Raw genomic sequence first — 26,323 nt, forward strand, 5'->3', positions numbered from 1 at the left:
CGGGCCTCAGCCCTTGTTCCCCTCACGGTTCTTCAGGCCCCGCGCGAGGACCTCGGCCAGGTGCAGGGCGCGCCGGTCCGTGCCCTGCTCGATCTGGGTGCGGCAGCTGTAGCCGTCGGCGAGCACCAGGGTGTCCGGCGCCGCCCCGCGCACACGGGGCAGCAGCTCGCGCTCACCGATGGCCGCGGACACCTCGTAGTGGCCCTCGGTGAACCCGAAGTCGCCCGCCAGCCCGCAGCAGCCCGAGTCGAGCACCTCCCCGTCGATCCCCGCGCGCGCGATCAGCGCCCGGTCGGCGTCGAAGCCCATCACCGCGTGCTGGTGGCAGTGCACCTGGGCCATCGCCGAGGCCGGGATCCGGGGCGGCTCCCAGTCGGGCGCGTACTCGTTGAGGAAGCCCGCCAGGGTGTGCACGGCGGCGGCCACCCCCTCGCTCTCCGGCCCGGGGAGCAGCTCCACGAGGTCGTGGCGCAGCGCGGCCGTGCAGCTGGGCTCCAGCCCCACCACGGGCAGCCCCTCCTCCACCAGCGGAGCCAGGGCCCGTACCGCGCGGCGCATCACCGCGCGGGCCACGTCCAGCTGGCCGGTGGACACCCACGTCAGACCGCAGCACACCTGGCCCCGGGGCAGCACGACGGTGAACCCGGCGTCCTCCAGCACGCGCACGGCGGCGGCGGGAACGTTCGGGTTGAGGTGGTTGCCGAAGGTGTCCGGCCACAGCACCACCCGGGGTCCGTCGGTGCGGGCCCCGCCGCGCGCCGCGCGGCGGCGGAACGCCCGGGTGAAGGTGGTGCGGGCGAAGGAGGGCAGGTCGCGCTGCGCGGCCACCCCGGCGGCCTTCTTGGCCAGGCGCGAGACCCCCGGCAGCCTGGTGGCCCGGTTGGCCTCGGCCGGGGCGAGCGAGGCCAGGCGCGCCCAGACCGGCAGCCAGCCCATGGAGTAGTGGGCGGCCGGGCGCACCCTGCCCCGGTAGTGCTGGTGCAGGAACTCGGCCTTGTAGCTGGCCATGTCCACGTCGACCGGGCAGTCGCTCAGACAGCCCTTGCAGGACAGGCACAGGTCCAGGCTCTCGCGCACCTCCTCCGAGCGCCAGCCGTCGGTGATCACCTCGCCCTTGGCCATCTCGAACAGCAGGTGGGCGCGCCCCCGGGTGGAGTGCTTCTCCTCCTGGGTGACCTGGTAGCTGGGGCACATGACGCCCGGCCCCTCCTGGCGGCGGCACTTGCCGATGCCGGAGCAGCGGCGCAGCGTCTTGGCGAAGTCGCCGCCGTCCTCGCGGTAGGCCATGGTGACGTCCGTCAGCGGGAGGGGGGAAGGGGACTGCGCCGAAGGCGTCCGCCGGGGGCGGTGGAGGGCGGCGGGCGGTCCGGTGTCCACCCTCACGTCGGCGTCGAGCGGCAGCGGATCGACGATGATGCCGGGGTTCATGAGGCCCGCGGGGTCCCAGATCCGCTTGAACTCGCCGAAGGCCCGGATGAGGCGCTCGGGGTACATGCGGGCGAGGAGTTCGGAGCGCGCCTGCCCGTCGCCGTGCTCGCCCGACAGGGAGCCGCCGTGCCTGACGACGATCCCCGCGGCCTCCTCCATGAACTCCCGGTACTCGCGGCGGCCCCGTTCGTGCGTGAGCTCGAAGTCGATGCGCACGTGCAGGCAGCCGTCGCCGAAGTGGCCGTAGACCACGCCGAAGCGGCCGTGGCGCTCCATGAGCCGGTCGAAGTCGCGCAGGTAGCCGCCCAGGTTCTCGGGCGGCACGGCGGCGTCCTCCCAGCCCGACCAGGCCTCGGCGCCCGAGGGCGTGCGCTGGGTGAGCCCGGCGCCCTCCTCGCGGATGCGCCAGAGCGCCTTCTGGTGGGCGGGGTCGGCGACGACGAGGGCGTCCTGGGGGCGTGAGGCGGCGGGAAGGCCGGCGAGCATGGCCTCGGCCGCCTCGGCGGCCCGCCCGGGGTCCTGTCCGGCGATCTCCACCAGGAGCCAGGCGCCTCCCCGGGGCAGCGGCACGCGCGACCCGGAGCCGTGGCTGTCCAGGGCGGCGACCATGCGCTGGTTGATGCCCTCGACCGTGAGCGGATGGTGGCCGAGCAGGTCGGGGACGGCGTCGGCCGCCGCGGGGGCGTCCGGGTAGCCCAGGACGGCCAGCGCGCGGGCGGGCGGGCTCTCGACCAGGCGCACGGTGGCCCCGAGCACGAACGCGCAGGTGCCCTCGGTGCCCACCAGCGCGGCGGCGACGTTGCGGCCCTTCTCCGGCAGCAGCCGGTCCAGGGCGTAGCCGGACACCCGGCGGCGGAAGTCCGGCATGGCCGTGCGCAGTTCGGCGCGGTAGGTGTCCACGAGGCGGGCCAGGGCCGCGTGGATCTCGCCCTCGCGGCCGGGACGGCGCGCCAGGTCCCGCAGTTCCTCGTCGCTGCCGCAGGAGCCCACGGTGAGCCTGGTGCCGTCGCTGAGCAGCAGGTCGAGGGAGACGATGTTGTCGGCGGTGGTGCCCCAGGCCACCGAGTGGGAGCCGCAGGCGTTGTTGCCGACCATGCCGCCGATGGTGCAGCGGCTGTGGGTGGAGGGGTCGGGGGCGAAGGTGAGCCCGTACTCGGCCGTGGCCTTGCGCAGCTCGTCCAGGATGACGCCGGGCTGCACGGTGGCGGTGCGGGCCTCGGGGTCGATGTCCTCGATGGCCCGCAGGTGGCGGGAGGTGTCGATGACCACGCCGGTGCCGATGGAGTTGCCCGCGATGGAGGTGCCCCCGCCCCGGGGGACGACGGGCACATCGTGCTCGGCGCAGGCGCGGACCGCCGCCACGCAGTCCTCGACGGTCTCGGGGACGACCACGGCGAGGGGCACGCGGCGGTAGTTGGAGGCGTCGGAGGTGTAGAGGGCGAGGGTTCCCGCGTCGAAGGCGACCGTGCCCCGGACACGGCTCTCCAGATCGCGGCGCAGGGCGGCGACGTCGGTCGGTTCTGTGGTGCTGTGCGGGTCGGCCATGGTGCACAGCGTGGCGGGTGGACCGTGGCGCCGCAAGCATGCCGCGCGGGCCCGTCCCGCCGGGCGGGCCCGGGGCCCGTGCCGGGCTCCGGGAGCCTGGCACGGACCCCGCCGGGGTCAGCCCCCGAGGGACTCGTCCATGGCCCGGACCAGTTCGCCCTCGGGGTCCATGTCCAGGCTCCACACCATGAGCCCGCCCAGGCCCCGCTCCCGCACGTACTCGCCCTTGAGGCGGATGACCTCGGGATTGTCGTAGGTCCACCACTCGTCGCCGTCGTAGACCCAGTAGGCGCCCGCCTCCTCGTCCAGGAAGCGCCGCCCCTCGCGCTCCTGCAGGTCGGAGAAGGCCATGGTCGGCCCGTCGTAGGCGTCGTCGGCGGGTCCGTCCGCCGCCTGCCCTCGCCCGTCGTCGGCGGGGTCGACCCCCTGCCAGCCCCGTCCGAAGGCGGGGACCCCCACCACCAGCCTCTCCCGCGGCGCGCCCATGTCGAGGTAGCTCCGGACCGCCCGGTCGACGCTGTCGGCGTCGGGGTCGAACCCGGGGCTGTACAGGTTCGAGTGGTAGGCGGTCTCCTCGCTCCACGGTCCGGCGAAGTCGTAGCCCTGCACGGTGGCGAAGTCGACGTGGTCGAAGATCTCGGCGTCGTAGGCCCCGCTGGCCGTGGCGCCGCCGGGCAGCGACACGGACAGGGTGTAGTCCTCGCCGGTCTCCCGGGACAGGGCGTCGAGCTGGCGGCGGAACTCGGCCACCAGGAGGGTGAAGTTGGCGGCGTCGTCGGGGTGCTCCACGTTGCCGGAGCGGCCACCTCCCCCGGGCCACTCCCAGTCCAGGTCGATGCCGTCGAAGATCCCGGCGGCCACTCCGTCTCCGCCCTGCGGCTCGTCCTCGAACACCGGCAGGTCGCCGCGCAGCCACAGGTCCAGGCAGGAGGCCGCGAACGCCTCCCGCGACCCCTCGGTGCGGGCCGCGGTGGAAAAGTGCGTGGACCAGTTCCACCCGCCCAGGGACAGGCTGGCCCCCAGGTGGGGGTGCTTCTCCCGGAGCAGGCGCAGCTGGTGGAGGCTGCCCGCGAGCTCCTGCTCGTAGTCGTCGGCCCGTCCGTCGACGCTCTCGTCCGCGTCGTACCGGCGCTGGTAGAGCTCCCAGGGCTGGTCGTGGTTGCCCGGGATGCGGCACAGGCCCTGCGGGCCGACGTCGCCGAACGCCCACATCAGCCGGGTCAGGTGCTCGGGGGCGCCGCTGTCGTCCAGCTCCTTGACGGTGAAGTCGCGGTTGGCCACGTTCCAGTCGGCGAAGTACCCGATGCGTTCGAGCTTCTCTCCGTTCACCACCGCGAAGACCCCCGTGATCAGTACCGCCGCGGCCACGGCCGCGCCCAGGGCGAGCAGTGGACGCCGCCGGAGGCGGGACCCGGTGCCCGGTGCGGGCGGGAAGGCGTTCACACCTTCGACCCTAGACGCCATGCGCCGCCGATCCCGGGGTTGTCGGCAGGTCGGCCACATCAGGCCGCCGCGGAACCCGCGCGGGTGCCCGCACGTTGGTGGTGGGCGTCCGGCGGACGCCCGTTCCGGGCCGCTCAGCCGCCGGTGAGGAAGTCGCGCAGGGTCCCGGCCCGCGAGGGGTGGCGGAGCTTGGCCAGCGTCTTGGCCTCGATCTGGCGGATGCGCTCGCGGGTCACCCCGAACTCGCGCCCCACCTCCTCCAGGGTGTGCGGGTGGCCGTCGGCCATCCCGAAGCGCAACCGGATGATACGCCTCTCCCGGTCGGACAGGCCGGCGAGGATGAGCCCCAGCTGCTCCTGGAGGACGGTGAAGGAGGCCGCCTCGACCGGGACGACCGCGTCGGAGTCCTCGATGAAGTCGCCGAAGTCGGACTCCTCCTCGCCGATGGGCAGCTGGAGGGAAACGGGTTCCCGTGCGATCCGCTGGATTTCCAGAACGCGTTCCCCGCCGAATCCGGCGGCCGAGGAGATCTCGGCGATACTGGGTTCGCGTCCGAGTTGCTGGTGCAGTTGGTGCTGGACCCGGGCGACTTTGTTGATCGTCTCGACCATGTGCACGGGAATACGGATCGTGCGCGCCTGGTCCGCGATCGCCCGTGTGATGGCCTGCCGTATCCACCACGTCGCGTAGGTGGAGAATTTGAAACCCTTTCGGTAATCGAACTTCTCCACGGCGCGGATCAGACCGAGATTGCCCTCCTGGATGAGGTCGAGGAAAAGCAGTCCCCGGCCCGTATAACGTTTGGCTATGGACACGACGAGGCGCAGGTTGGATTCGACCAGGCGCCGCTTGGCCCTCTCGCCCTCCTCGACCAGCGCGGTGAGCTCCTCCGCCGTGCACGCGCCCGCGGCGGGGTCGCGGTGGCGCGCGTACAGGCCGACCTCGATCGCCTTGGCCAGGTCCACCTCCTGCTCGGCACTCAGCAGCGGCACCCTGCCGATCTCACGCAGGTAGAGCCGTACCAGGTCCGATCCGGAGCGCCTATCGCCGTCGGCGGGGGGTCCGGCCTCCTCGGACTCGGCGACCTCCACACCGGCCCGGGCGAGGTGGGCGACCGCCTGGTCCAGGTAGTCCGGGGGAAGGTCCAGCCGGCTCAGGGCCGAGGCGACCTGGCCGCGGCTGACCGGGCCCCGGCCCGGCTCGGGGAGCAGCCGGACCACCTGTTGAATGGACGGCGTTTCCTTGGTCACAACTGTGGGAGGCACCACACCATTGTGCCCGCCCGGGTGCCGGTAAAGGGAGAACTATTATTGTCACCCCGGCGCTACATGCCGCTCGCCCGCTCCTCCTGGAGAGCGCGTTTTTGCTGCTGAAGCGCCATGAGTTCGGTGAATACCCGGTTGTGCTCCTCCGCCTGGGAGGCCGCGTCGAGCCGGGAGAGCAGAGACTTCAGGTTTGACTCGCGCCGATTGATGGAATGAGTCTTGACTGTGCCCAGTATTTGCCAGGCGTAATGCTCGTCGAGTTCTCCATAGAACTCCAGCTGCTCGACCGCCAAACGCGTGAGGAAATCACGCTGCGTGTCATTGGGCGCGGCCTCGCGCAACTCGTTCACCCACGCCGCGGGGTCGTGCGCGGCGGCCACGCCTCCCCGCTCCGCGATGAGCTTGAGCACCGCCCTGTGCTGGGGGACGGTGAAGTCCTCCTCGGTGAAGGCGTCGAAGCCGACGGCCAGCCAGGGGTACTGCACGGCGATCTTGAGGGCCTGGCGCTCACGCTGCACGGAGGGGTCGCCGAGGTCGTAGGGGGCCTCCCGGGCGTCCGGGCTGGGGGCGGGCCGGGCGGGGGCCTGCGGGCGGGCGCCCCTGCCGCCGCCCCGGCGCAGGTGCTGGTTGACCCGGCGCAGCACGAAGGCCTCGTCCAGGATGCCGATCCAGCGGTCGAGGTTCCTGCCGTAGTCGCGGCGCACGCCCTCGTCCCGGATGCTGGCGACCACCGGCGCCGCCGCGTCCAGGGCGGCCATCCTGCCCTCGGGCGTGGACAGGTCGTAGCCCTCCATGACGTTGCGGATCATGAACTCGTACAGGGGGGCCCGGTCGTTGACGAGGTCGATCACCGCCTGGTCCCCGTGCTGGAGCCGCAGGTCGCAGGGGTCGAGCCCGTCGGACTGCACGGCGACGAAGGTCTCGGAGGTGAACCCGTGCTCCTCGGCGAAGGCGCGCACGGCGGCCTTCTGCCCGGCGGCGTCGCCGTCGAAGGTGAACACCACCTCGCCGGTCTGGTGGGAGCGGCCCAGCAGCATACGGCGCAGGATCTTCACGTGCTCCTCGCCGAAGGAGGTGCCGCAGGTGGCCACGGCGGTGGTCACACCGGCGACGTGGCAGGCCATGACGTCGGTGTAGCCCTCGACGATGACCGCCCTGCCCTCCCGGGAGATGTCCCGCTTGGCCAGGTCGAGCCCGTAGAGCAGCCGCCCCTTGTGGAAGATGGGGCTCTCGGGGGAGTTGAGGTACTTGGGCCCGTCCTCCTCGGGGTCGAGTTTGCGGGCCCCGAAGCCGACGACCTCGCCGGTGACCTCGCGGACGGGCCACAGCAGCCGGTTGCGGAAGCGGTCGTAGGCGCCGCGCCGCCCCTGGCTGGCGAGCCCGGACTCGACCAGCTCCTTGTCGGTGAACCCCTTGTTGCGCAGGTGGGAGGTGAGGTTCTCCCAGCCCGCCGGGGCGTAGCCGAGGCCGAAGTGCTCGGCGTGCACCCGGTTGAACCCGCGCTCGTCCAGGAAGCGCCGGGCGGTGACCGCACCGGGCGAGAGGAGCTGTTCGGCGTAGAACTCGGCGGCGGCCCGGTGGGCGTCGAGCAGGCGCTGGCGCTTGCCCGTGTCGTGCCTGGCGGTGCTGCGGCCGCCCTCCTCGTAGCGCAGGGTGACGCCGATCTGTCGGGCCAGCGTCTCGACGGCCTCCGCGAAGCTGAGGCTCTCCATCTTCTGCACGAAGGAGATGGTGTCGCCGCCCTCGGCGCAGCCGAAGCAGTAGTAGAGGTTCTTGGAGGGGGTGACGTTGAAGGAGGGCGACTTCTCGTCGTGGAAGGGGCACAGTCCCTTCAGCGAGCCGCCCCCGGCGTTGCGGAGCTGGAGGTACTCCCCGATCACGTCGGCGATGGGGGTGCGCTCGCGTACGAGTGCGATGTCTTCGTCTCTGATCCGGCCTGCCACGGTCTCCAGGGTAGTTCTCCCCGCCGACCCTGCGACCGCCGTCCACGGGCCCGGGGCGGCCGGGCGGGCGGGGCCTGCGGGCGGTCCGGTGTTCACACGGCACGGGGTTCTGTGACGGGCTCCCGTATCCCCGGTTCGGGCGGCCCGTGAGGTCATACTCCGCGGTGACGACGTGACCTCGCTACGTGGCGGATCCCCGAGGATAACCGTGGGGAACCCATGGAGAGACCACCGGCCGGCCGGATCGCGACGGCGGCGGCGCTGGTGCTGTGCGCGTCGGCTCGTTCCGGGTCGGCGGCCCCGAGGGGAACGACATGGTCCGGCGCACCGACGGCAGCGCGGTGCTGAACGTGCCCGTGGGCCGGTTCGACGGCGGCCTCTTCGTCGCCCAGGACGGGGAGGACCAGCCCGACGCGACCGGTCCGGACGGCGAGGTCCGCGAGCAGACCAGCGTCGAGTCCGCCCGCTGGGACGACATCGCCGCCGGCTTCGAGCCCGCGCTCACCGTGGATCCCCGCGGCCGGCATCCCCGCCGGCAGGGCCGTGCCGGCGGGGCTTCCGCACCCGCCCGGGTTCCCCGCTCCGCCACCGGGCGGCCACCTCCCGGTCGGCTCGGCGCCGGTTCGCCCTGGCAGCGTGGGAGCCCCACTGGACGGTTCCGAGGAGGATCGGCACAGGTGCGTGGAATCCCCCACACGTCCGGCCGTGGCGCGTTCTGGTTCGTCGTGGTCGCGTCGGTCGTCGCGGTGGCCCTGGCCGCGGCGCTCGGCTTCGTCGTCCTGAACCGCCTGGCCGGTGGCGACCCGGTGCTCGTGGAGGGCGTGGTCGGCTCGGAGAAGGTCGAGCTGTTCGAGGACGAGCTGGTCGTGGAACGGTTCGCCGAACTCGGGTACGAGGTGCGGGTGCGGCCCCGGGGCTCGCGGCTGATGGCCGAGGAGGCCGACGGCGCGGACTTCGTGTCCCCCGGTTCGGGTCCGGCGTCGGAGCACGTGAGGGAGCTGCACGGGATCTCGACCGAGTACCGGCTCTTCAGCACGCCGATGGTCCTGCTCAGCTACCGGCCGATGGTGGGTGCGCTGGAGGCGGCCGGGGTCGCCGAGCAGGCCGGGGACGGGACCTGGTCCTTCGACCTGGCCGCCTACCTGGAGCTGACGCGGGAGCGCACCCGCTGGCGCGACCTGCCCGGGGACGCGGTCGGCTCCAGCAACCGCAACGAGGTGCTGGTGCGCACCACGGACCCGCGCACCTCCAACTCGGCGGCGATGCACGTCGCGGTCCTGTCCTACCTGCTCAACGGTGAGGAGGTCGTCGCGCCCGGAGGGGTGGACGGCGAACTCACCGGGACGCTGTCGCGCCTCTTCCTCGCCCAGGGCCAGCCGCCCGAGTCCTCCCAGCAGCCGTTCGAGCAGTTCCGCGACCTGGGTCCGGGGCACACGCCGCTGCTGTGGGCCTACGAGTCGCAGTACGTGGACGCGATGGTCAACGGGCCCGAGCTCGACCAGGAGGCGGTGGTGCTCTACCCGGGGCCGACCGTGTACGCGGTGCACACCGCCGTTCCGTTCACGGAGGAGGGCGACGCGGTCGGGCGGCTGCTCGCCCGGGACCCGGTGCTCCAGGAGCGCGCCGCGGCGCACGGGTTCCGCACCGAGGGCGGCGCCCACTTCGACGACCTGGTGGCCGAACACGGGCTGCCGGTGCGCACCCGGGTCGCCGACGTGGTGAACACGCCCACCTACGAGGCCCTGGAGACCCTGCTGACGGGCATCGAGGACGCCTACGACAGCAGCGGGGCGCGTCCTCCCGCCCCCGAGGAGGCGGCCCGCGGCGGCGGCGCCTGAGGCCTGCCGGCGAGCGCCCGCCCGGCCCCGGACGTGGTGGAGGACGGCGGGTGGGCGCGGCCCTTGAGCACACGCGGGCGGAGCCCGGAGAAACACTGCCCAGGACAGGAGAGCGGAGCGGGAATGGCCTCTGGAAGCAAGCGCGGACGGATCCGCGGCGTCTGCGCCCCGGTGCTCGCGGCGGCCCTGGCGGCGGCGGGCTGCTCCGCCTCCGAACCGGACCCCGACGTGACGCTGCGGGTTCTGGCCGGAAGCGAGATCGCCGACATGGAGCCGCTGCTGGAGGAGGCGGCCGAGCGGACCGGGGTGGCGGTGGAGCTGGAGTACACGGGCACGCTGGACGGTATGGCCCGGATCGCCGCCGGGGACCGCGAGGGTGAGACCGGGGAGTACGACGCGGTGTGGTTCGCCTCCAACCGCTACCTCACCCTGGACGAGGGGGGCCGGTCCGCCGTGCACGTCCAGACCCCGGTCATGGTCTCCCCCGTGGTGCTGGGCGTGGCCGCCGACCGCGCGGAGGAGCTGGGGTGGGACGACGGCGGCGAGGTGACCTGGGCGGACGTGCACCGGGCGGTCGCGGAGGAGGGCTTCACCTACGGGATGACCAACCCCGGTGCCTCCAACTCGGGCTTCTCGGCGCTGATCGGGGTGGCCTCCGCGATGGCCGACACGGGTGCGGCGCTGCGGTCGGAGGACGTGGAGCAGGTGGGCCCGGAGCTGTCGGAGTTCTTCTCGGGGCAGGAGGTGACGGCGGGGTCGTCGGGGTGGCTGACGGAGGCGTTCGTGCGGCGCGCGGAGCGGGGCAGGCCCGTGGACGGTCTGGTCAACTACGAGTCGGTGATCCTGTCGCTGAACGCCTCCGGTGCGCTGGAGGAGCCCCTGACTGTCGTGTACCCGGCCGACGGCGTGGTGACCGCCGACTACCCCCTCACCCTTCTGTCGGACCCCTCCGAGGAGGCGCTGGACGGATACGAGCGGCTGGTGGAGGACCTGACGTCGGTGCGGACGCAGCAGCAGATCGCCGACCGCACGCGGCGGCGGCCGGTCACGGCCGGGGCGGAGCCGTCCCCGGCCCTGCCCCCGCTGGTGGAACTGCCGTTCCCGACGAGCCGGGAGGTCGTCGACGGCCTGGTGTCGGACTACTCCGCCGCGCTGCGCCGTCCGGCGCGCACCGTGTACGTGCTGGACGTGTCGGGGTCGATGGAGGGCGACCGGCTCCGGGAGCTCCAGTCGGCCCTGAGCGCTCTGACCGGTACGGACGGCGGTTCGCTGACCGGGAGCACGCAGTCCTTCCAGGAGAGGGAGGAGGTGACGCTGCTGCCCTTCTCCACCGAGCCCGCGGACCCGCTCACCTTCGTGATGGAGCCGGGGTCGGCGGAGGAGGCCGGTGCCGAGCTGGCCGAGGCGGTGGCCGGCCTGGAGGCCGAGGGCGACACGGCCGCCTACGACGCCCTGGTGCGGGCGTACGGACTGCTGGAGGAGGGCCTCACGGGGCCGGGCGACGACCGCCTGATGTCCGTGGTGCTGATGACCGACGGCGAGGTGAACCGGGGCACGGGTCTGGCGGGGTTCGGCGACTCGCTGTCGGCGCGGCCGGACGCGGTGGCGGGGGTACCGGTGTTCACCGTGCTGTTCGGCGAGTCGGACGTGCCGGAGATGGGCGAGCTGGCGGAGCTGACGGGCGGCCGGGTGTTCGACGCCCGGGAGGAGGACCTGGAGCAGGTCTTCCGGGAGATCCGGGGCTACCAGTGACGCCCAGGACCTCCCGGAGGCCTCCCCCTCCTCAGGAGTTCGCCCGTTCCCTGTCCGCGAGGGGAGCGGAGCCGCCGCCGGACCCCCTCCCGTCCCCGCCCGGCTCGGAGGCGGCCGGGGCGGCGGGCCTGGTGTTGACGCGGCGCTTGTTGTAGATGTCGAAGGCCACCGCGAGCAGCAGCACCAGTCCCTTGATCAGCTGCTGCCAGTCCACGCCCAGGCCGATGAGCGACATGCCGTTGTTCAGCACGCCCATGACCAGCGCGCCGATGACGGCTCCGATGACGGTGCCCACGCCTCCGGAGGCGGAGGCGCCGCCGATGAAGGCCGCCGCGATCGCGTCGAGCTCGAACATGGTTCCGGCACCGGGCGTGGCGGCGTTGAGCCGCGCCGTGAAGACGACCCCGGCCAGCGCCGAGAGCACGCCCATGTTGACGAACACCCAGAACGTGGTGCGCTGGGTCCTGATCCCGGACAGCGCCGCGGCCTGCTCGCTGCCGCCGACGGCGTAGACGCGCCTGCCCATGGTCGTGGAGCGCATCACGAACGAGTACCCCGCGATGAGCGCGACGAGCAGCAGGCCCACGATGGGGAGCCCGTTGTAGTCGGCCAGCACGTAGGTGAACGCCAGGACGGCCGCGACGGTGAGGACCGAGGCGGCGGCGGTGACCGGCGCGGGGGCGACCGGCAGCCCGTACCCGCGCGAGCGCGACCGCGAGCTCCACTGGATCCACACGATCAGGGCGGCCCCGAGGGCGCCCAGCAGCAGGGTCGGCAGGTGCGGGCCGTCGCCGCCCTGGCCCGGCAGGAAGCCGCTGGCGATGCTGCGCAGGTTCTGGGGCAGCGGGGCGACGGACTCCCCGCCCAGGACCGCCAGGGTCGCGCCGCGGAAGACGAGCATCCCGGCGAGGGTGACGATGAAGGCGGGGACGCGCACGTAGGCGACCCAGAAGCCCTGCCAGGCGCCGATGAGCGCACCGATGACCAGGGCCAGGGGGACGACGGCGACCGTCGGCAGCCCCCAGGAGGTGAGCATGATCGCCGACACCGCGCCCGTGAACGCCACCACCGAGCCGACGGACAGGTCGATGTGCCCGGTGACGATGACCAGCATCATCCCGATCGCCAGGATCAGGATGTAGGAGTTCTGCATGATCAGGTTGGTGACGTTGAGCGGCGTGAGGAGCAGTCCGCCGGTCAGGATCTGGAACAGCACGATGATGGCCACCAGGGCGATGGCCATACCGTACTGGCGGGAGTTCCCCCGCATCAGCGCACCGCCGAGCTGTGCGAGGCGGGAGGTCGTGGTGGGCTCTTTCACGGGTGTCCCCCGGTTCGCGTCATCAGTCTCATGAGGGTTTCCTGGTCGGCCCCCCGGCCGGGGACCTCTCCGGTGATGCGCCCCTCGCACATCGTGTAGATCCGGTCGCACATGCCGAGGATCTCGGGGAGCTCGGAGGAGATCAGCAGTACGCAGGCGCCCTCGGCGGCGAGCCGGCGCACGATCAGGTAGATCTCGTACTTGGCCCCGACGTCGATGCCCCGGGTGGGTTCGTCGAGGATCAGGAGCTCGGGGCGGGTGAACATCCACTTGCCGAGGACGACCTTTTGCTGGTTGCCTCCGCTGAGGGTGCGCACGACCTGGGTCGTGCCGTGGCTCCTGACCCGCATCCGCTCGCTCATCCGCGCGGCCTCCACGGCCTCCAGGCCCGGGTCGAGGACCCCGCGCGCGGAGACGCGGCCCAGGGCCGCGAGCGTGGTGTTGTGGCGGATGTCGTCGTCCAGGACCAGGCCGAGCGACTTGCGGTCCTCGGGCACGTAGGCGATCCCGCCGCGGATGGCCTCTGCGACGCTCCCGGTGGCCAGTTCGGCGCCGTCCTTGAGGACGCTGCCGCGTACGTGGCGCCCGTAGGAGCGGCCGAACAGGCTCATCGCGAACTCGGTGCGCCCGGCGCCCATGAGTCCCGCCATGCCCACGACCTCTCCGGCGCGCAGGGTGAGGTCGACCCCGTCCACCACGCGCCGTCCGGCCTGGACCGGGTGGTCCACCGTCCAGTCGCGGACCTGGAAGCGCACCTCACCGATCTCGCCGGTCCGCGGGGGGTGGCGCTGGTCCAGCTCGCGGCCGACCATCCCGCGGATGATGCGGTCCTCGTCGATGGAGGGGGTGCCGTCGGCGTCGCGCTCCACGGCGAGGGTCTCGATGGTGCGGCCGTCCCGCAGGATGGTGACCTCGTCGCAGACGCGCACCACCTCGCCGAGCTTGTGCGAGATGAGGATGCACGTCACGCCCTGCTCACGCAGGTCCAGGAGGAGTTCGAGCAACCGTGTGCTCTCCACCTCGTTCAGCGCCGAGGTCGGCTCGTCCAGGATGAGCAGCCGCACCCGTTTGGCCAGGGCCTTGGCGATCTCCACGAGCTGTCTGGCGCCCACGCTCAGCGCGGAGACGGGCGTGGCCGGATTCTCGTCCAGCCCGACCCTGCGCAGGAGTGCGCGGGCCCGGGCGTGGGTGGCGCCCCAGTCGACCACGCCGTACCGGGCCTGTTCGTGGCCGAGGAAGACGTTCTCGCTGATCGACAGCTGCGGGATGAGGGCGAGTTCCTGGTGGATGATGGCGATGCCGGCGCGCTCGCTGTCGGCGACGCCGGAGAAGGCGCAGGGCTCGCCGTCGACGAGGACCTCGCCCGTGTAGGAGCCCGTCGGGTGGACGCCGCTGAGCACCTTCATCAGCGTGGACTTCCCGGCGCCGTTCTCCCCCATCAGGGCGTGGATCCGGCCGTGCCCGACGCTCAGCGACACCCCGTCCAGGGCCCGTACCCCGGGGAACTCCTTCTGGATGTCGCGCATCGAAAGGAGCGGCCCGCCCCGGGAGGCGGGCCGCCGCTCCTCCTGTCTCATTCGAGTTCAGACTCCTCGTAGTAACCGCTGTCGACCAGGGCCTCGCGGTAGTTGTCGGCGTCCACCGACACGGGTTCGAGCAGGTAGGAGGGGACGACCTTGACCCCGTTGTCGTAGGTCTCGGTGTCGTTGACCGGGACCTCCTCCCCCGCCAGGAGCGCCTCGACCATGTCGACCGTCTGGGCGGCCAGGGCCCGGGTGTCCTTGAAGACGGTCTGGGTCTGCTCGCCGGCGATGATCGACTTGACCGAGGCGGCCTCGGCGTCCTGGCCGGTGACGACGGGCAGCGGCTTCTCCCCGGTGCCGTAGCCGACCGCGCGCAGGGACTCGATCACGCCGAGGCTGATGCCGTCGTAGGGCGACAGGACCGCGTGCACCTCCTCGTCGGAGTAGTTGGCGCTGAGCAGGTTGTCCATGCGGTCCTGGGCGATGGAGCCGGACCAGCGCTGGGTGGCGATCTGGTCCATGGAGGTCTGGCCGCTCCGTACCACGAGGGTGCCGTCGTCGATGTGGGGCTGGAGCACCGACATCGCCCCGTCGTAGAAGTAGTAGGCGTTGTTGTCGTCGGGTGAGCCGCCGAACAGCTCGATGTTGAACGGCCCCTCCGCGTTCTCCAGGTCGAGGGCGTCCACGATGTACTGCCCCTGGAGGACGCCCACCTGGAAGTTGTCGAAGGTGGCGTAGTAGTCGACGTGCTCGCTGCCGCGGATGAGGCGGTCGTAGGCGACCACCGGGATGTCGCTGGAGGCGGCCATGTCGAGCACGTCGCCGAGGGCCTCGCCGTCGATGGCGGCGATGACCAGGACGTCGGCGCCCCTGGTGATCATGTTCTCGATCTGGGCGACCTGGTCCTCCACGACGTCCTCGGCGTACTGGAGGTCGGTGCCGAAGCCGCGGGACTCGAACTCGGCGACCATGTTGTCGCCGTCGTTGATCCAGCGCTCCGACGACTGGGTGGGCATGGCGATGCCGACGGTGCCGTTCTCCCCGGAGCTCTGGGCGGCGTCGCCGACGCCGTTGCAGGCGGTGAGCAGCAGCAGGGCCGTCCCGAGCAGCGCCGGGATGAGCGCCTTCCGATGGTGGTGTCGCATGTGCGTGTCCTCTTCTCTTCCTCGGCGTCCTCAGTTGTCGCCGGCGGTCAGGGTGAGCGCCGTCCAGGAGACCGGTGGCAGGGTCACGGTGAGGTGCCCCTCCTCCAGGTGGACGGACTTGTTGTCCTGGGGAACGACCCGGTCGGGGTCGTCCATGGTGTTGGCGGCGTACACGTCGTCGTCGGCGAGGGTGAGCGCGCGGGCCACGCCGGTCGGGCCGAGGTCGCGCAGGTCGGCCCGGAGGGTGAGCGGCTGGTCGGTGGAGCGGTTGACGAGGAAGAGGGCGGCGCGCCCTGTGTCCGGGTCGGAGGTGACCGCGGCGTCGACCACGGGGACCTCGCCGTACCGGGCGGTCTCCTGCACGGGTGCGGTGACCTCGGTGCGCAGCACGTGGCCGGAGGCGGAGGCGGCGGTGAGGGCGAAGGGGTGGAAGATGGTCTGGCGCCAGGCGGGGCCGCCCGGCTCGGTCATGATGGGCGCGATCACGTTGGCGAGCTGGGCCTGGCTGGCGGCGGTGACCCGGTCGCTGTGCCGGAGCAGGCTGATGAGCATGTTGCCGACCACGACGGCGTCGGCCACGTTGTACTGGTCCTCGATGACGCGGGGCGCGACCCTCCAGTCGTCGGTGGGCTGCACGGCGGCCTGCTCCTGGTGGCGGCTCAGGTACCAGACGTTCCACTCGTCGAAGGACAGCTGGATGCGCTTGGGGTCGCGCAGCCTGGCGCCGACGGCGTCGGCGGTGGAGACCACGGAGTCGATGAAGTGGTCCATGTCCGTGACCGCGCCGAGGAAGCTGGCCAGGTCGCCGTCGTGCTCCTCGTAGTAGGCGTGCAGGGAGATGTACTCGACGGCGTCGTAGGTCTCCTCCAGGACGGTGGCCTCCCACTCGCCGAAGGTGGGCATGCCCGACCCGGAGCTGCCGCACACGACCAGTTCCAGGTCGCGGTCGGCCATCTTCATGGCCCGGGCCGCCTGGGCGGCCTTGCGGCCGTAGGAGCGGGCGTCGAGGTGGCCGATCTGCCAGGGGCCGTCCATCTCGTTGCCCAGGCACCACATGCGGATGCCGTGGGGGTCGGGGTGGCCGTGGGCCGCGCGCAGGTCCGACAGGTGGGTGCCGCCGGGGTGGTTGGTGTACTCCAGCAGGTCCAGGGCCTCCTGGAGCCCCCGCGTGCCGAGGTTGACGGCCATCATCGGCTCGATGTCCAGGCGCCCGCACCAGGTCGCGAACTCGTTGAGGCCGAACTGGTTGGTCTCGATGCTGTGCCAGGCCAGGTCGCGGCGGACCGGGCGCTGGTCCTTGGGACCCACCCCGTCCTCCCAGCGGTACCCGGAGACGAAGTTGCCGCCCGGGTAGCGCACGGTGGTCACGCCCAGTTCGCGGACCAGTTCGGCGACGTCGCGCCGGAAGCCGTCGGGGTCGGCGGCGGGGTGCCCGGGTTCGTAGATGCCCGTGTAGACGCAGCGTCCCATGTGTTCGACGAAGGAGCCGAACGTGCGGCGGTGGACCGGGGCGACGGGGGTGGCGGCGTCGATGCGGAGGGAGGCGTTGAGCATGGGGGTCTCCGTAGGTTGTTCGGTGGCCCGGCCCGGGCGTACCCGGGCCGGGCGCGGTCGGTCGGCGGGTCTACCGGACGTAGGGCCAGCCGTCGGCGGTCCAGTGCAGCTTCCGGACGGCCATCCGGAAGTCGAAGTCGGGACCGAGGTCGGTGTCGTAGTAGTGGTAGGCGAGCAGGCCGCCGGAGACCGACTGCCCGCCCGAGCCGGTGATGGTGCCCTCGTCGGCGACGATCACGGTGCCGCCGCCCTCCAGCAGGGGGACTCCGTCGGCGTCCACGTACGGGCCGGTGACGTCGGTGGACCGGCCGACGGCGACCTTGTAGTCGCTGCCGACGCGGCAGCAGTGGTCGAGGGAGACGAAGAGGTAGTAGTGGCCGTCGCGGTGGGTGATGTGGGGCGCCTCGACGGCGTTGGGCGGTTCGCGGCGGTCGGCCAGGTGCAGCACCTCGGCGCCCTCGGCGGCCCTGCCGCTCGGCCAGTCCAGCTCGACCATGCGGATACCGCTCCAGAACGAGCCGAAGGTCAGCCAGTGGCGGCCCTCGGCGTCCTCGACGACGCCGGGGTCGATGGCGTTGTAGGGGTCGCCCTCGAAGGACTCGAACACCGGGCCCCGGTCGACCCACGCGTAGCCGGGGTCGTCGGGGTCCAGGGTGGTGTTGGTGGCCAGGGCGATGACCGAGCGGTTCGAGCCGAAGGTGGAGGCCGCGTAGTACAGGTAGTAGGTGCCGTCGGAGTGGTGGATCTCGGGGGCCCAGAGGGTCTCCACTCCGGGGATCGCCTCCGTGAGCCAGGCGGGCTTGGTGTCCCAGACGGTGCCGGTGTAGGTCCAGTGCCGCCCGTTCGGGGAGCTGCGGATCTGGATGCCGCCGTCGCCGATCTCGGGGTGTCCGGTGCCGAAGACGTACCAGTCCTGGCCGCGGCCGCCCCGGTACAGGGCGGGGTCGTGGACCCTCAGGCCCCCGGCGAAGGGGTGGATGTCGTCGGGCTGGTGGCCGAAGACCGGAAGTCCGGGGTTGTTGGGCGGGACGTCCCAGTCGGCGCGTGCCGCGGAGGCGGGGCCGGTCAGGGCGCTGGTCAGGGAGGTGGCCAGGGCCGCGGCGGTGAGGACCGCCGCGATCCGGGTGAGCGGACGTCGCATGGGAGGGGGCTCCTGGGGGGTCGTGGGAGCGGGTCGGGGTCGGTGGAGCGGGTCAGCCCTTGATCCCGGCACCCGCCACGCCCGTGACGATGTGCCTCTGGAAGAGCAGGTAGACCACGAGCAGGGGCAGGGCGCCCAGCACGGCCGAGGCCATGACCTGCGCGTACTGAATGCCGTACTGGCCCAGGACGGTGCCCAGGCCCACGGGCAGGGTCATCATCTCCGGATCGTTGATCACGATGAACGGCCACAGGAAGTTGTTCCAGGCTCCGATGAAGGTGAAGATGCCCACGGCGGTGAGGATGGGCCGGGACAGCGGCAGGATGACGCTCCACAGCACGAGCAGCGGTCCGGCGCCGTCCATCTTGGCGGCGTCCTCGTAGTCGCGCGGGATGGCGTCGAAGAACCGCTTGAGGATGAACACGAACACCGGGGCGACCACCTGGGGCAGGGCCACGCCCCAGTAGGTGTCCACCAGCCCGAGCTGGGTCATCAGCACGAACTGGGGCACGATGAGCACCTGCGGCGGGATGAGGATGCCGCCGATGACCAGGGCGAAGAGCCAGCCGCGGCCGCGGAAGTCGAACCGGGAGAAACCGTAGGCGGCCAGCACGCACACCACCAGGGTGAGCGCGGTGACGATCGTGGTGGTGATGAGCGAGTTCATCGTCCAGCGGATGATGTCCCCGCGGCCCAGGACCTGCGCGTAGGCCTCGAAGGTGGCGTTGGGGGTGAACCAGCTGGGCGGCATGACGGTGGTCTCGCCCTCGGGTTTGACCGAGGTGGCGAAGGCCCACAGCAGCGGGACGAACCACAGGAGCCCGGCCAGGGCGGCGACCGTGTACAGCGCGGCCGAGCCGACCGTGACGCGCCGTTTCCGGGAGGGCCGGGGCGTGCGCGCGGGGGCCGAGGCGGCGCGCTGCGCGGAGGTGGTGGCGGGGGCGGCCATGGTCAGCCCTCCTTCCGGGAGAACAGGCGGAACTGGGCGATGGAGGCGGCGATGATCAGGACCATGAAGATGTAGGCCATGGACGAGGCCAGGCCCACGCGCAGACCCACGAAGCCGGAGTCGTAGATGTACTGGATGACGGTACGGGTGGCGAAGTTGGGGCCGCCCATGGTCATGAGGTAGATCTGCTCGAACACCCGCAGCGATCCGATGAGCTGGAGCACCGCGATGAGCGCGGTGGTGCGGGCGAGCATGGGCAGGGTGATGCGGGCGATGCGCTGCCAGACGCCCGCGCCGTCGATGGCCGCCGCCTCGTAGACGTCCTTGGGGATGGACTGCATGGCGGCCAGGTAGAGCAGGTAGTTGAAGCCGACCTGCCACCAGGCGGTGGCGATGACCACGGAGAACATCGCCGTGTCCTCGCTGAAGAGCCACTCGGGGCCCGCGACGCCGAACCGCTCCAGGGTGCCGTTGAACAGCCCCAGGCTCGGGTTGTACATCCAGTTCCAGATGAGGGTCATCACCGCGACCGGGAGCACGAACGGCGCGAAGAAGGAGAGCCTCAGGAACCATCCGAGCCTGCGGGCGTGGTCGGTCAGCAGGGCCAGGCCGAGCGCGAGCAGGACCATCAGGGGCACGCTCAGGACCGTGAACCACAGCGTGTTCCACAGGGAGCCGTACAGGTCGGGGTCGGTCAGGCTCTCCCGCCAGTTGTCCATCCCGACGAAGGAGGTCTCTCCCCCGGCCAGGCTGCGGTCGGTGAAGGCGTAGCCGAGGCCGACCACGGAGGGCCACAGCAGGAACAGGGCGTAGAAGGCCAGGAAGGGCAGGACGAACCACAGTCCGGTCCACGTCGTGGGCCTGCGCCGGACGTCGACGAGGCCGCGGGGGGCGCTGGGCGGGGTCCCGGCGAAGGTGCGGGGCGGTGGGGCGCTGGTCTGGCTGGTCATGGTGGGCACTCCCTTCCCTACACCGGTGATGGGACGGTCAGCAGGTCGCGGATGGTCCGTTTGAGCTGGGCGAGGGCCTGCTCGGGGGTCTGGGTGCCCTGGTGCAGGGTGGTCAGCGGGCCGGCGGCCTCGTCCTGGAGACGCCCGGCCGATCCGCTGAACCAGGCCTGGGGCTCGAACTGCACGTTCTCGGCGGCCTCGCGGTACTCGGCCTGCGGCTGGAGTTCGTCGTACTCAGCGCTCTCCACGACCGGTTGGTAGGCGGGGATGTGCCCGCCCTTCGCCCAGGTGAGGCTGTGGCGTAGCATCCACGCGGCGTACTCCACGGCGGCCCGGGTGCGCCCGGGGTCGCGGTCGCGCTGGTGGGGGAACACGTAGCAGTGGGAGTCGCCGCGAGTGCGGTGGTTGCCGAACACGGCCGGGAACTGGGTGGCCGAGAAGTTGGTCCCGGCGGCCTCCAGCGTGGGGATCTCCCAGTTGCCGTGGATCATCAGCCCGGCCCGTGCGTTGACCAGGTTGGCGGCGGTGTCGGCGTCCCGGGAGTGGCGGGGGGAGAGCCCCTCCTCCGAGAGCCGGTAGAGCACCTCCATGGCGGCCAGGGCCTTGTCGTCGTCCATCTCGTAGTCGTCCTCGCCGAAGACGATGTCGCCGTCCTGCTGGCGGTAGAGCGCCCAGAAGTTGGACCAGGGGTTCCAGGTGTCCAGGGACAGGCCGTAGGTGCCGGTGACGCCCTGGATCTCGCGGAGCAGGTCGAAGTACTCCTCCGTCCCGGAGACCTCCACGAGCCGGTCGTCGGAGTCCAGGACGCCCGCCTCGCGGCACACGTCGAGGTTGTAGTACTGCACGAGGACGTGGGTGTCGATGGGGATGGCGTAGAGCCGGCCGTCGAAGAAGCACTTCTCCCAGATGTTGGGCAGCACCACGGTGTCGTCGATGCCCGCCTCGGCGAGCATCGCGGGGTCGATCGGGTCCAGCAGCCGGCCCGGCGCCAGGCTCTCCAGGCGGGAGACGTGCACGGTGGCGATGTCGGCGCCCCGGCCGCCGGCCGCGCCCATGGCGACCTTGGTGTAGAAGGGCGCGCCCCACGTGAAGGTGGTGGCGCGGAAGTCGATGCCGGGGTGCTCGGCCTGGTAGGCGCCGTGCATCTCGATCATGCGGTTGCCGTCGCCGCCGGCGAACAGGTTCCACTGGCGCAGCCTGGTCTTCCCGCTGATCAGGGTGTCGGGTGGCGCGCAGCCCGTGGCGGCCAGTCCCGCCGCGGCCAGGGCCCCGGTGACGAAGGCCCTGCGGCCCGGTCCGGCGGGGGCGGCCGGAGGCGGTGCGTGGTACGGGGGTGATGCGTCGCGCATGGTGTTCTCCTTGCGCTGAAGGGGGTCGAAGGGCTCCCCGGAGCCCTTCGGTGGGGGGTGGTGACGCGCCGGGGCGCTGGATGATCCGGGTCAGACCCGGACGTACTCGATACCGGAGAGCTCGCACAGGACCCTCCAGTCCTCGGCGCGGGCTCCGGTGTTCATGACCATGTGGTGGGTGCCGCCCGCGCGGAGCCAGGAGTCCATGCACGCCCGCACGCCCGTCTCGGGGCGGAACTGTCCGTAGGGCATCTCCAGGGACGGCAGTTCGGGCGCGTCGACGACCTCGCCCTCGGCCACGACCAGTCGGAACTCCTCACCGCCGAGGGCGACCAGGGAGGCCAGGGTGGCCGGACCCGGCCGGTAGCGGAAGAGGATGGTGGGCGGGTCGGCCAGACCGCCGATGCCCAGCGGGCGCTTGATCAGCCGGACGGGCTCGTCCTCGCGCGCGACCCTCCAGTTGCCCTCGCCCATGTGGCTCATGAGGATGGAGTCGCTGGGGAAGTCCATCGCGTACATCTCGGTGAAGTGGCCGTCTCCGGCGAGCTGGTGGCCCGCGTAGACGACCGAGGCGGCCAGGACGTCGCCCTCCCCGGCGAACCCGTACCCCTTGGCCATCAGGGTGGAGGCGGCGGCCATCGGCAGCCGGGCGAAGCGTCCGTCCTCCCCGATCGCGTCGAAGTGGGTGGAGTAGGCCCCGCAGCCCGTCTCCTCCAGCAGCCGTTCGATGCCCAGCTGCATGCGGGCGTGGTCGACGCGCTCCTCCTTGGACAGGCGCCCGTCCACCTCCAGGGCCGTGTCCTCCCAGTCCATGAGGCCGCGGACCGCGTCCTCGGGCAGGTCGGCCATCGTCCGGTGCAGTGCGCCCGGTGCGATGACGTGGACCTCGGGGCCGAGCTTGCGCAGCAGTGCGGTCTCGTCCACCCGGGCGTCGCCCATGCCGTTCATCGGGTAGCCGAACACGCCGACCCGGAGGGAGCGCAGCGCGCTGACGGCGCGCGCCGCGCGGGCCCAGCGGTCCACGCGCGCGGCGAACTCCGGGCTCTGCCACTCGCCGGTGATGACGTCGAAGGACAGGCCGGCGCGCACCATGGCGTTGGCGGTGTCCTGGGCCCCGTGGATGCCCTGGTTGTAGGTCATGTCGTCCATGTCCCAGGAGGGGCTGACCGCGGGGTCGGGCTGGATGTTGGCCAGCGCGACGGGCAGCCTCATCCGGCTGAACATCCGTGTGACGCGCAGGGAGGGTCCGTAGGTGAGCATGACGACGAGGACCCCGTCGAGGCCGTCGGCCTCGAACGCGCGCATCGCCTCCTCGGCGTCGGCGCGGCCGCGCACCGGCGGGCTGACGGTCCACTCGGCGACGCCGGAGAGCTTCTCGGCGACCCGGGAGGCGTAGGCCGCCTGGTGTTCGGTGATGCCGGGGATCATGTCGTCGTAGAGGGGCTGCATGATGCCGAGCAGGCCGATGCGGGGTTTGCGCGTCTGCACCGGCGGGTGCTCGGTGGGCGGGGGTGTGGGTACGGGCACTGTGACTGTGCTCCCTTGCTTCCTTATTGGCCGTAGACGTTCTGGTAGCGGTCGTGGAGCGCGTCGATGTGCTCCTGCGGAAGGCGGTGGAGGGGCCCGCCCTGGCGGGCGATGTGGACCGTGTGGGCGACGTCCTCGCACATCACGGCGGCCTTGACCGCCGCCTTGGCGTTCCCGCCGACGGTGAACACGCCGTGGCCGCGCATGAGGACGGCGGGCGAGCGGTGGCCGTCGAGGGTGGCGACCACCCCCCTGCCGATGTCGTCGCCTCCGATGAGGGCGAACGGGCCGACGGGGATGTCGCCGCCGAACTCGTCGGCCATCGCGGTGATGGCGCAGGGGATGGCCTCGCCGCGCGCGGCCCAGGCGGTGGCGTAGGGGCTGTGCGTGTGCACGACGCCGCCGACGTCGGGGCGGGCGCGGTAGATGTGGGCGTGGGCGGCGGTGTCGCTGGAGGGCTTGTGCCGCCCCTCGACGACCCGGCCGTCCAGGTCGCAGACGACCATGTCCTCCGGGGAGAGGTCGTCGTAGGAGACGCCGCTGGGCTTGATCACCATCAGGTCGGCGCCGGGGACGCGGGCGGAGACGTTGCCGCTCGTCCAGGTGACCAGGTTCCACCGGGTGAGCTCGGCGTGCAGGGCGCACACGTGGGCGCGCAGGCGCTCCACCTCGTCGCGGTGCCTCCCGGGAACCGCCGGGGACGTGTCGGTGGTCATCGGTCTCCCTTCTCGGTGCCGTCTGCGGCGGCGGTCAGGACGGAGTTGCGTAGGGCCCGCAGGCGGTGCAGGCTCCGGCTGCCGCCCCGGCCGAAGTGGTCGTGGAGTTCGGTGTAGACCTCGTAGAGCTCGTCGTAGGCCGCGGTCCTGGCCGGGTCGGGATCGACGGTCCCCTCGCGGACCCGGCCCATGGCGGCCGAGGCCGCGTGGATGTCGGGGTGGGCGCCCGCGGCGACGGCGGCGTGGATGGCGGCCCCGACGGCGCAGCCGTGTTCGGAGGCCACGATCTTCAGGGGGCGGCCGAGCACGTCGGCGTAGACCTGGAGGACGAAGGGGTTGCGGACCATGCCGCCGCCGATGGTGATGTCCTCCACCGGCACCCCGGAGGAGGCGAAGGCCTCGACGATCGTGCGGGTGCCGAAGGCGGTGGCCTCGACCAGGGCCCGGTAGACCTCCTCGGGCCTGGTGGCCAGGGTCATGCCGACGAGGACGCCGGACAGGTCGTGGTCGACCAGGACCGAGCGGTTGCCGCTGTGCCAGTCCAGGGCGACGAGGCCGTGCCCGCCCACCGGCGCCCCCGCGGCCTTGTCGGAGAGCAGTTCGTGGAGGGACAGGCCGCGCTCGCGCGCCTCCTCGTGGTAGGCGGGGGGCACGTAGGACCCGGCGAACCAGCCGAAGATGTCACCGACGCCGCTCTGGCCCGCCTCGTAGCCCCACGTCCCGGGGGTGATGCCGCCGTGGGCCAGGCCGCACATGCCGGGCACCTCGGCCAGGACGTCGGAGTTCATGACGTGGCAGGTGCTGGTGCCCATGATGGCGAGCATCCGCCCGGGGCCGGTGGTCCGCGCGGTGGCGGCGGTGACGTGCGCGTCGATGTTGCCGACGGCGACGGGGACGCCCTCGGGCAGGCCGGTCCAGCCCGCGGCCTCGGCGGTGAGGGAGCCCGCGCGCTCGCCGAGCTGGGACAGGGGGTGTTCGAGCTTGTCCCGCACGAAGTCGGTGAAGCGGGGGTCGAGCGCGGCCAGGAAGTCCGTCGAGGGCCAGACGCCGTCCTGGTGGATGCCCTTGTACCCGGCGGTGGCGACGTTGCGGGTCTCCCGCCCGCACAGCTGCCAGACGATCCAGTCGGCGCCCTCGATCCAGCGTTCGGTGCGCCCGTAGGTCTCCGGATCGTCGCGCAGGACCTGGAGCGCCTTGGCGAACTGCCACTCGGAGGAGATCTTCCCGCCGTAGCGCGCCAGCCACTTCTCCCCGCGCTCGGCGGCCAGGGCGTTGATCTCGTCGGCCTCGGGCTGGGCGGCGTGGTGGCGCCACAGCTTGGGCCAGGCGTGCGGGCGCCGGGACAGGTCGGGGAGCTCGCACAGGGGGGTGCCGTCCGCGGTCACCGGCATGACCGTGCAGGAGGTGAAGTCGGTGCCGATACCGATGACCTGACCGGGTGAGGCTCCGGAGGCGCGCAGGGCCTCGGGGACGGCGGTGCGCAGGACCTCGCGGTAGTCCTCGGGGCACTGGAGCGCGGTCTCCGGCTCCAGGGGGTCCTCGGATGCGGGCAGGCGGTCCGTGATGACGCCGTGCCGGTAGGCGTGGGCGGCGGAGCCGAGTTCGGCGCCGTCGCGGACCCGGACCACGACGGCGCGGCCGGAGAGGGTCCCGAAGTCGACTCCGATGACCACCGGGTCGGACGGAGGTGAGTTGTTAGCGTTCACATTCTGGCCCAAGGGGAGTCCTTCCAGGAGGGGTGGACAGGGGCGGGAGGGACGGGAAGGGGGCGGGGGACGGGCGCGGACGGGGTCAGGGGGTCACGGCGGCGGGGGTCCGCTGCTGCCCCGGACCCGCAGCCGCGCCGGAACGACCCTGCGCTCGGTCGCGGAGGGGCCCGGCGAACCGTTCCGTTCGGTTCCGATCTCGCCGAGCAGCAGCGCCAGACTCTCCTTGCCCACCTGGGCGAAGTCCTGGAAGACGGTGGTCAGGGAGGGGGTGAGGAACTCGGCCTCGGGCACGTCGTCGAAGCCGACCACGCTGACGTCCCCGGGCACGCGCAGCCCCGCCTCGTGCAGGGCGCGCAGTACCCCTATGGCCATCTGGTCGTTGCCCACGAAGATCGCCGTGACGCGCTCCCCCTCGGCCCGCCGGGCCACCAGCGAGCGCCCCAGCGCGTAGCCCGACCGGGGGCTCCAGTCGCCCTGGAGCGGTTCGGGGGCCGGCGCGCCGGCCTCCTCCAGCGCCCGCCGCCAGCCGACCACCCGGGCCTCCGACTCCAGCCACAGGGGGTCGCCCTCGATGTGGTGGACGGTCGTGTGTCCGAGCTCCAGCAGGTGGCGGACGGCGTCGTGGGCGCCCTGGACCTGGTCGACGCAGACGACGGGAAGACCCGACCCCTCGCCGCCCTCGACCGCGACCAGGGGGTGGGGGCCGGGCAGCGCGGCCAGGGCATCGACCAGGCTGCGCTGGGGGGCGATCGCGACGCAGCCCTCGACCGACTGCTGGACCAGGTACTCGGCGGCCGCGACGATCCCGTCGGGCGACACGTCGTCGAGGCTGACCATGCTCAGGAAGTAGCCCGCCTCGCGCGCCGCGCGCTCGATCCCCGACAGGGTCTGGGCCGGACCGAAGAGCGTGGTGTCGAAGGCGATGACGCCGAGCACGTTGGTGCGGCGGGTGACCAGGGCGCGCGCGGTGGAGTTGCGGTGGTAGCCGAGCTCCTCGATCGCGCGCCGGACCCGGAGCACCGTCTCCTCGCGGACGTTGGGGTGGCCGTTGACGACCCGCGAGACCGTCTGGTGGGAGACGCCGGCCAACCGGGCCACGTCCGCCATGACGGGGGTACGGCCACCTGGTGGATTCACCTGAACGACACCTCCGGGCCATGAGGGGGAAACACCTGTGATGTGAGCAACAGTGTTAACGCTCACATGGAGGAAGTCAACCCCTCGT

18 protein-coding genes are annotated in these 26,323 nt (G+C 72.1%); 2 read left to right on the plus strand and 16 right to left on the minus strand.

All coding sequences use genetic code 11. The annotated features are described in order from the left end of the window. Nucleotides 1–6: 6 nt before the first annotated feature. The 4 genes from A6A08_RS11020 to dnaG all read right to left on the minus strand — a co-directional run bounded on the left by A6A08_RS11020 (nucleotide 7) and on the right by dnaG (nucleotide 7,624). The gene (locus A6A08_RS11020) at nucleotides 7–2,973 is read right to left on the minus strand and encodes an FAD-binding and (Fe-S)-binding domain-containing protein (protein WP_073702786.1); all 2,967 of its coding nucleotides are present in this window, start codon (nucleotides 2,971–2,973) and stop codon (nucleotides 7–9) included. A gap of 117 nt (nucleotides 2,974–3,090) precedes the next feature. Then, the gene (locus tag A6A08_RS11025; protein ID WP_242422332.1) at nucleotides 3,091–4,416 is read right to left on the minus strand and encodes a glycoside hydrolase family 18 protein; all 1,326 of its coding nucleotides are present in this window, start codon (nucleotides 4,414–4,416) and stop codon (nucleotides 3,091–3,093) included. Nucleotides 4,417–4,550: 134 nt separating this feature from the next. After that, nucleotides 4,551–5,636, minus strand: a complete 1,086-nt coding sequence (gene rpoD, locus A6A08_RS11030; RefSeq protein WP_073702462.1) for an RNA polymerase sigma factor RpoD — start codon at nucleotides 5,634–5,636, stop codon at nucleotides 4,551–4,553. Between the two features lie 104 nt (nucleotides 5,637–5,740). Then, complete coding sequence (gene dnaG / locus A6A08_RS11035; protein WP_073702463.1) at nucleotides 5,741–7,624, minus strand: DNA primase; 1,884 nt, start codon at nucleotides 7,622–7,624, stop codon at nucleotides 5,741–5,743. 314 nt (nucleotides 7,625–7,938) lie between these two features. On the opposite strand from dnaG, the gene A6A08_RS11040 reads away from it, so the two are divergent. Both A6A08_RS11040 and A6A08_RS11045 read left to right on the plus strand, forming a co-directional pair. Then, nucleotides 7,939–9,462 (plus strand): hypothetical protein, encoded by a 1,524-nt coding sequence (locus A6A08_RS11040; RefSeq protein ID WP_242422334.1) that lies wholly within the window; start codon nucleotides 7,939–7,941, stop codon nucleotides 9,460–9,462. Between the two features lie 123 nt (nucleotides 9,463–9,585). Then, nucleotides 9,586–11,214 carry a substrate-binding domain-containing protein gene (locus tag A6A08_RS11045; RefSeq protein ID WP_073702464.1) on the plus strand — a complete coding sequence of 543 codons (1,629 nt, stop codon included), beginning with the start codon at nucleotides 9,586–9,588 and terminating at the stop codon, nucleotides 11,212–11,214. A gap of 31 nt (nucleotides 11,215–11,245) precedes the next feature. Here A6A08_RS11045 and mmsB read toward each other — a convergent pair whose 3' ends face one another. The 12 genes from mmsB to A6A08_RS11105 all read right to left on the minus strand — a co-directional run bounded on the left by mmsB (nucleotide 11,246) and on the right by A6A08_RS11105 (nucleotide 26,205). Continuing rightward, nucleotides 11,246–12,535, minus strand: a complete 1,290-nt coding sequence (gene mmsB, locus A6A08_RS11050; protein WP_073702465.1) for a multiple monosaccharide ABC transporter permease — start codon at nucleotides 12,533–12,535, stop codon at nucleotides 11,246–11,248. Then, nucleotides 12,532–14,112: a sugar ABC transporter ATP-binding protein gene (locus tag A6A08_RS11055; protein ID WP_073702466.1), complete on the minus strand. Its 1,581-nt coding sequence runs from the start codon at nucleotides 14,110–14,112 to the stop codon at nucleotides 12,532–12,534. The genes mmsB and A6A08_RS11055 overlap by 4 nt, the downstream gene beginning before the upstream one ends. Next, nucleotides 14,109–15,203 (minus strand): multiple monosaccharide ABC transporter substrate-binding protein, encoded by a 1,095-nt coding sequence (chvE, locus tag A6A08_RS11060; RefSeq protein ID WP_073702467.1) that lies wholly within the window; start codon nucleotides 15,201–15,203, stop codon nucleotides 14,109–14,111. The genes A6A08_RS11055 and chvE overlap by 4 nt, the downstream gene beginning before the upstream one ends. A 30-nt stretch (nucleotides 15,204–15,233) precedes the next feature. Then, a complete protein-coding gene (locus tag A6A08_RS11065) occupies nucleotides 15,234–16,757 on the minus strand; it encodes an alpha-N-arabinofuranosidase (RefSeq protein WP_073702468.1) in 1,524 nt (507 codons plus the stop codon). Between the two features lie 70 nt (nucleotides 16,758–16,827). After that, on the minus strand, nucleotides 16,828–17,898 hold the full coding sequence (locus A6A08_RS11070; protein ID WP_073702469.1) for an arabinan endo-1,5-alpha-L-arabinosidase: 1,071 nt from the start codon (nucleotides 17,896–17,898) through the stop codon (nucleotides 16,828–16,830). 52 nt (nucleotides 17,899–17,950) lie between these two features. Next, nucleotides 17,951–18,847 (minus strand): carbohydrate ABC transporter permease, encoded by an 897-nt coding sequence (locus A6A08_RS11075; RefSeq protein WP_073702470.1) that lies wholly within the window; start codon nucleotides 18,845–18,847, stop codon nucleotides 17,951–17,953. A 2-nt stretch (nucleotides 18,848–18,849) separates the two neighbouring features. Further along, nucleotides 18,850–19,797 carry a carbohydrate ABC transporter permease gene (locus tag A6A08_RS11080; RefSeq protein WP_073702471.1) on the minus strand — a complete coding sequence of 316 codons (948 nt, stop codon included), beginning with the start codon at nucleotides 19,795–19,797 and terminating at the stop codon, nucleotides 18,850–18,852. 17 nt (nucleotides 19,798–19,814) lie between these two features. Continuing rightward, nucleotides 19,815–21,146, minus strand: coding sequence for an extracellular solute-binding protein (locus A6A08_RS11085; protein WP_073702472.1), 1,332 nt, complete (start codon nucleotides 21,144–21,146; stop codon nucleotides 19,815–19,817). Nucleotides 21,147–21,236: 90 nt separating this feature from the next. Further along, the gene (locus A6A08_RS11090) at nucleotides 21,237–22,673 is read right to left on the minus strand and encodes an L-fucose/L-arabinose isomerase family protein (RefSeq protein ID WP_073702473.1); all 1,437 of its coding nucleotides are present in this window, start codon (nucleotides 22,671–22,673) and stop codon (nucleotides 21,237–21,239) included. A 23-nt stretch (nucleotides 22,674–22,696) separates the two neighbouring features. Further along, nucleotides 22,697–23,389, minus strand: a complete 693-nt coding sequence (locus tag A6A08_RS11095; RefSeq protein ID WP_073702474.1) for an L-ribulose-5-phosphate 4-epimerase — start codon at nucleotides 23,387–23,389, stop codon at nucleotides 22,697–22,699. Next, nucleotides 23,386–25,062 carry a ribulokinase gene (gene araB / locus A6A08_RS11100; protein ID WP_073702475.1) on the minus strand — a complete coding sequence of 559 codons (1,677 nt, stop codon included), beginning with the start codon at nucleotides 25,060–25,062 and terminating at the stop codon, nucleotides 23,386–23,388. Before araB ends, A6A08_RS11095 begins: the two co-directional genes overlap by 4 nt. Nucleotides 25,063–25,188: 126 nt before the next feature. Continuing rightward, on the minus strand, nucleotides 25,189–26,205 hold the full coding sequence (locus A6A08_RS11105; protein ID WP_073702476.1) for a LacI family DNA-binding transcriptional regulator: 1,017 nt from the start codon (nucleotides 26,203–26,205) through the stop codon (nucleotides 25,189–25,191). Nucleotides 26,206–26,323 lie beyond the last annotated feature (118 nt).

Origin of the sequence: Nocardiopsis sp. TSRI0078, from assembly GCF_001905145.1 — a bacterium.
GTDB lineage: Bacteria > Actinomycetota > Actinomycetes > Streptosporangiales > Streptosporangiaceae > Nocardiopsis.

Excerpts from the sequence above, each read along its gene's own strand:
- A6A08_RS11095 (WP_073702474.1), bottom strand. The coding sequence starts at position 23,389 with ATGACCACCGACACGTCCCCGGCGGTTCCCGGGAGGCACCGCGACGAG.
- A6A08_RS11040 (WP_242422334.1), top strand. The coding sequence starts at position 7,939 with ATGGTCCGGCGCACCGACGGCAGCGCGGTGCTGAACGTGCCCGTGGGC.
- chvE (WP_073702467.1), bottom strand. The coding sequence starts at position 15,203 with ATGCGACACCACCATCGGAAGGCGCTCATCCCGGCGCTGCTCGGGACG.
- A6A08_RS11045 (WP_073702464.1), top strand. The coding sequence starts at position 9,586 with ATGGCCTCTGGAAGCAAGCGCGGACGGATCCGCGGCGTCTGCGCCCCG.
- A6A08_RS11055 (WP_073702466.1), bottom strand. The coding sequence starts at position 14,112 with ATGAGACAGGAGGAGCGGCGGCCCGCCTCCCGGGGCGGGCCGCTCCTT.
- A6A08_RS11080 (WP_073702471.1), bottom strand. The coding sequence starts at position 19,797 with ATGACCAGCCAGACCAGCGCCCCACCGCCCCGCACCTTCGCCGGGACC.
- A6A08_RS11105 (WP_073702476.1), bottom strand. The coding sequence starts at position 26,205 with ATGGCGGACGTGGCCCGGTTGGCCGGCGTCTCCCACCAGACGGTCTCG.
- A6A08_RS11075 (WP_073702470.1), bottom strand. The coding sequence starts at position 18,847 with ATGGCCGCCCCCGCCACCACCTCCGCGCAGCGCGCCGCCTCGGCCCCC.
- A6A08_RS11065 (WP_073702468.1), bottom strand. The coding sequence starts at position 16,757 with ATGCTCAACGCCTCCCTCCGCATCGACGCCGCCACCCCCGTCGCCCCG.
- A6A08_RS11070 (WP_073702469.1), bottom strand. The coding sequence starts at position 17,898 with ATGCGACGTCCGCTCACCCGGATCGCGGCGGTCCTCACCGCCGCGGCC.
- A6A08_RS11085 (WP_073702472.1), bottom strand. The coding sequence starts at position 21,146 with ATGCGCGACGCATCACCCCCGTACCACGCACCGCCTCCGGCCGCCCCC.
- A6A08_RS11020 (WP_073702786.1), bottom strand. The coding sequence starts at position 2,973 with ATGGCCGACCCGCACAGCACCACAGAACCGACCGACGTCGCCGCCCTG.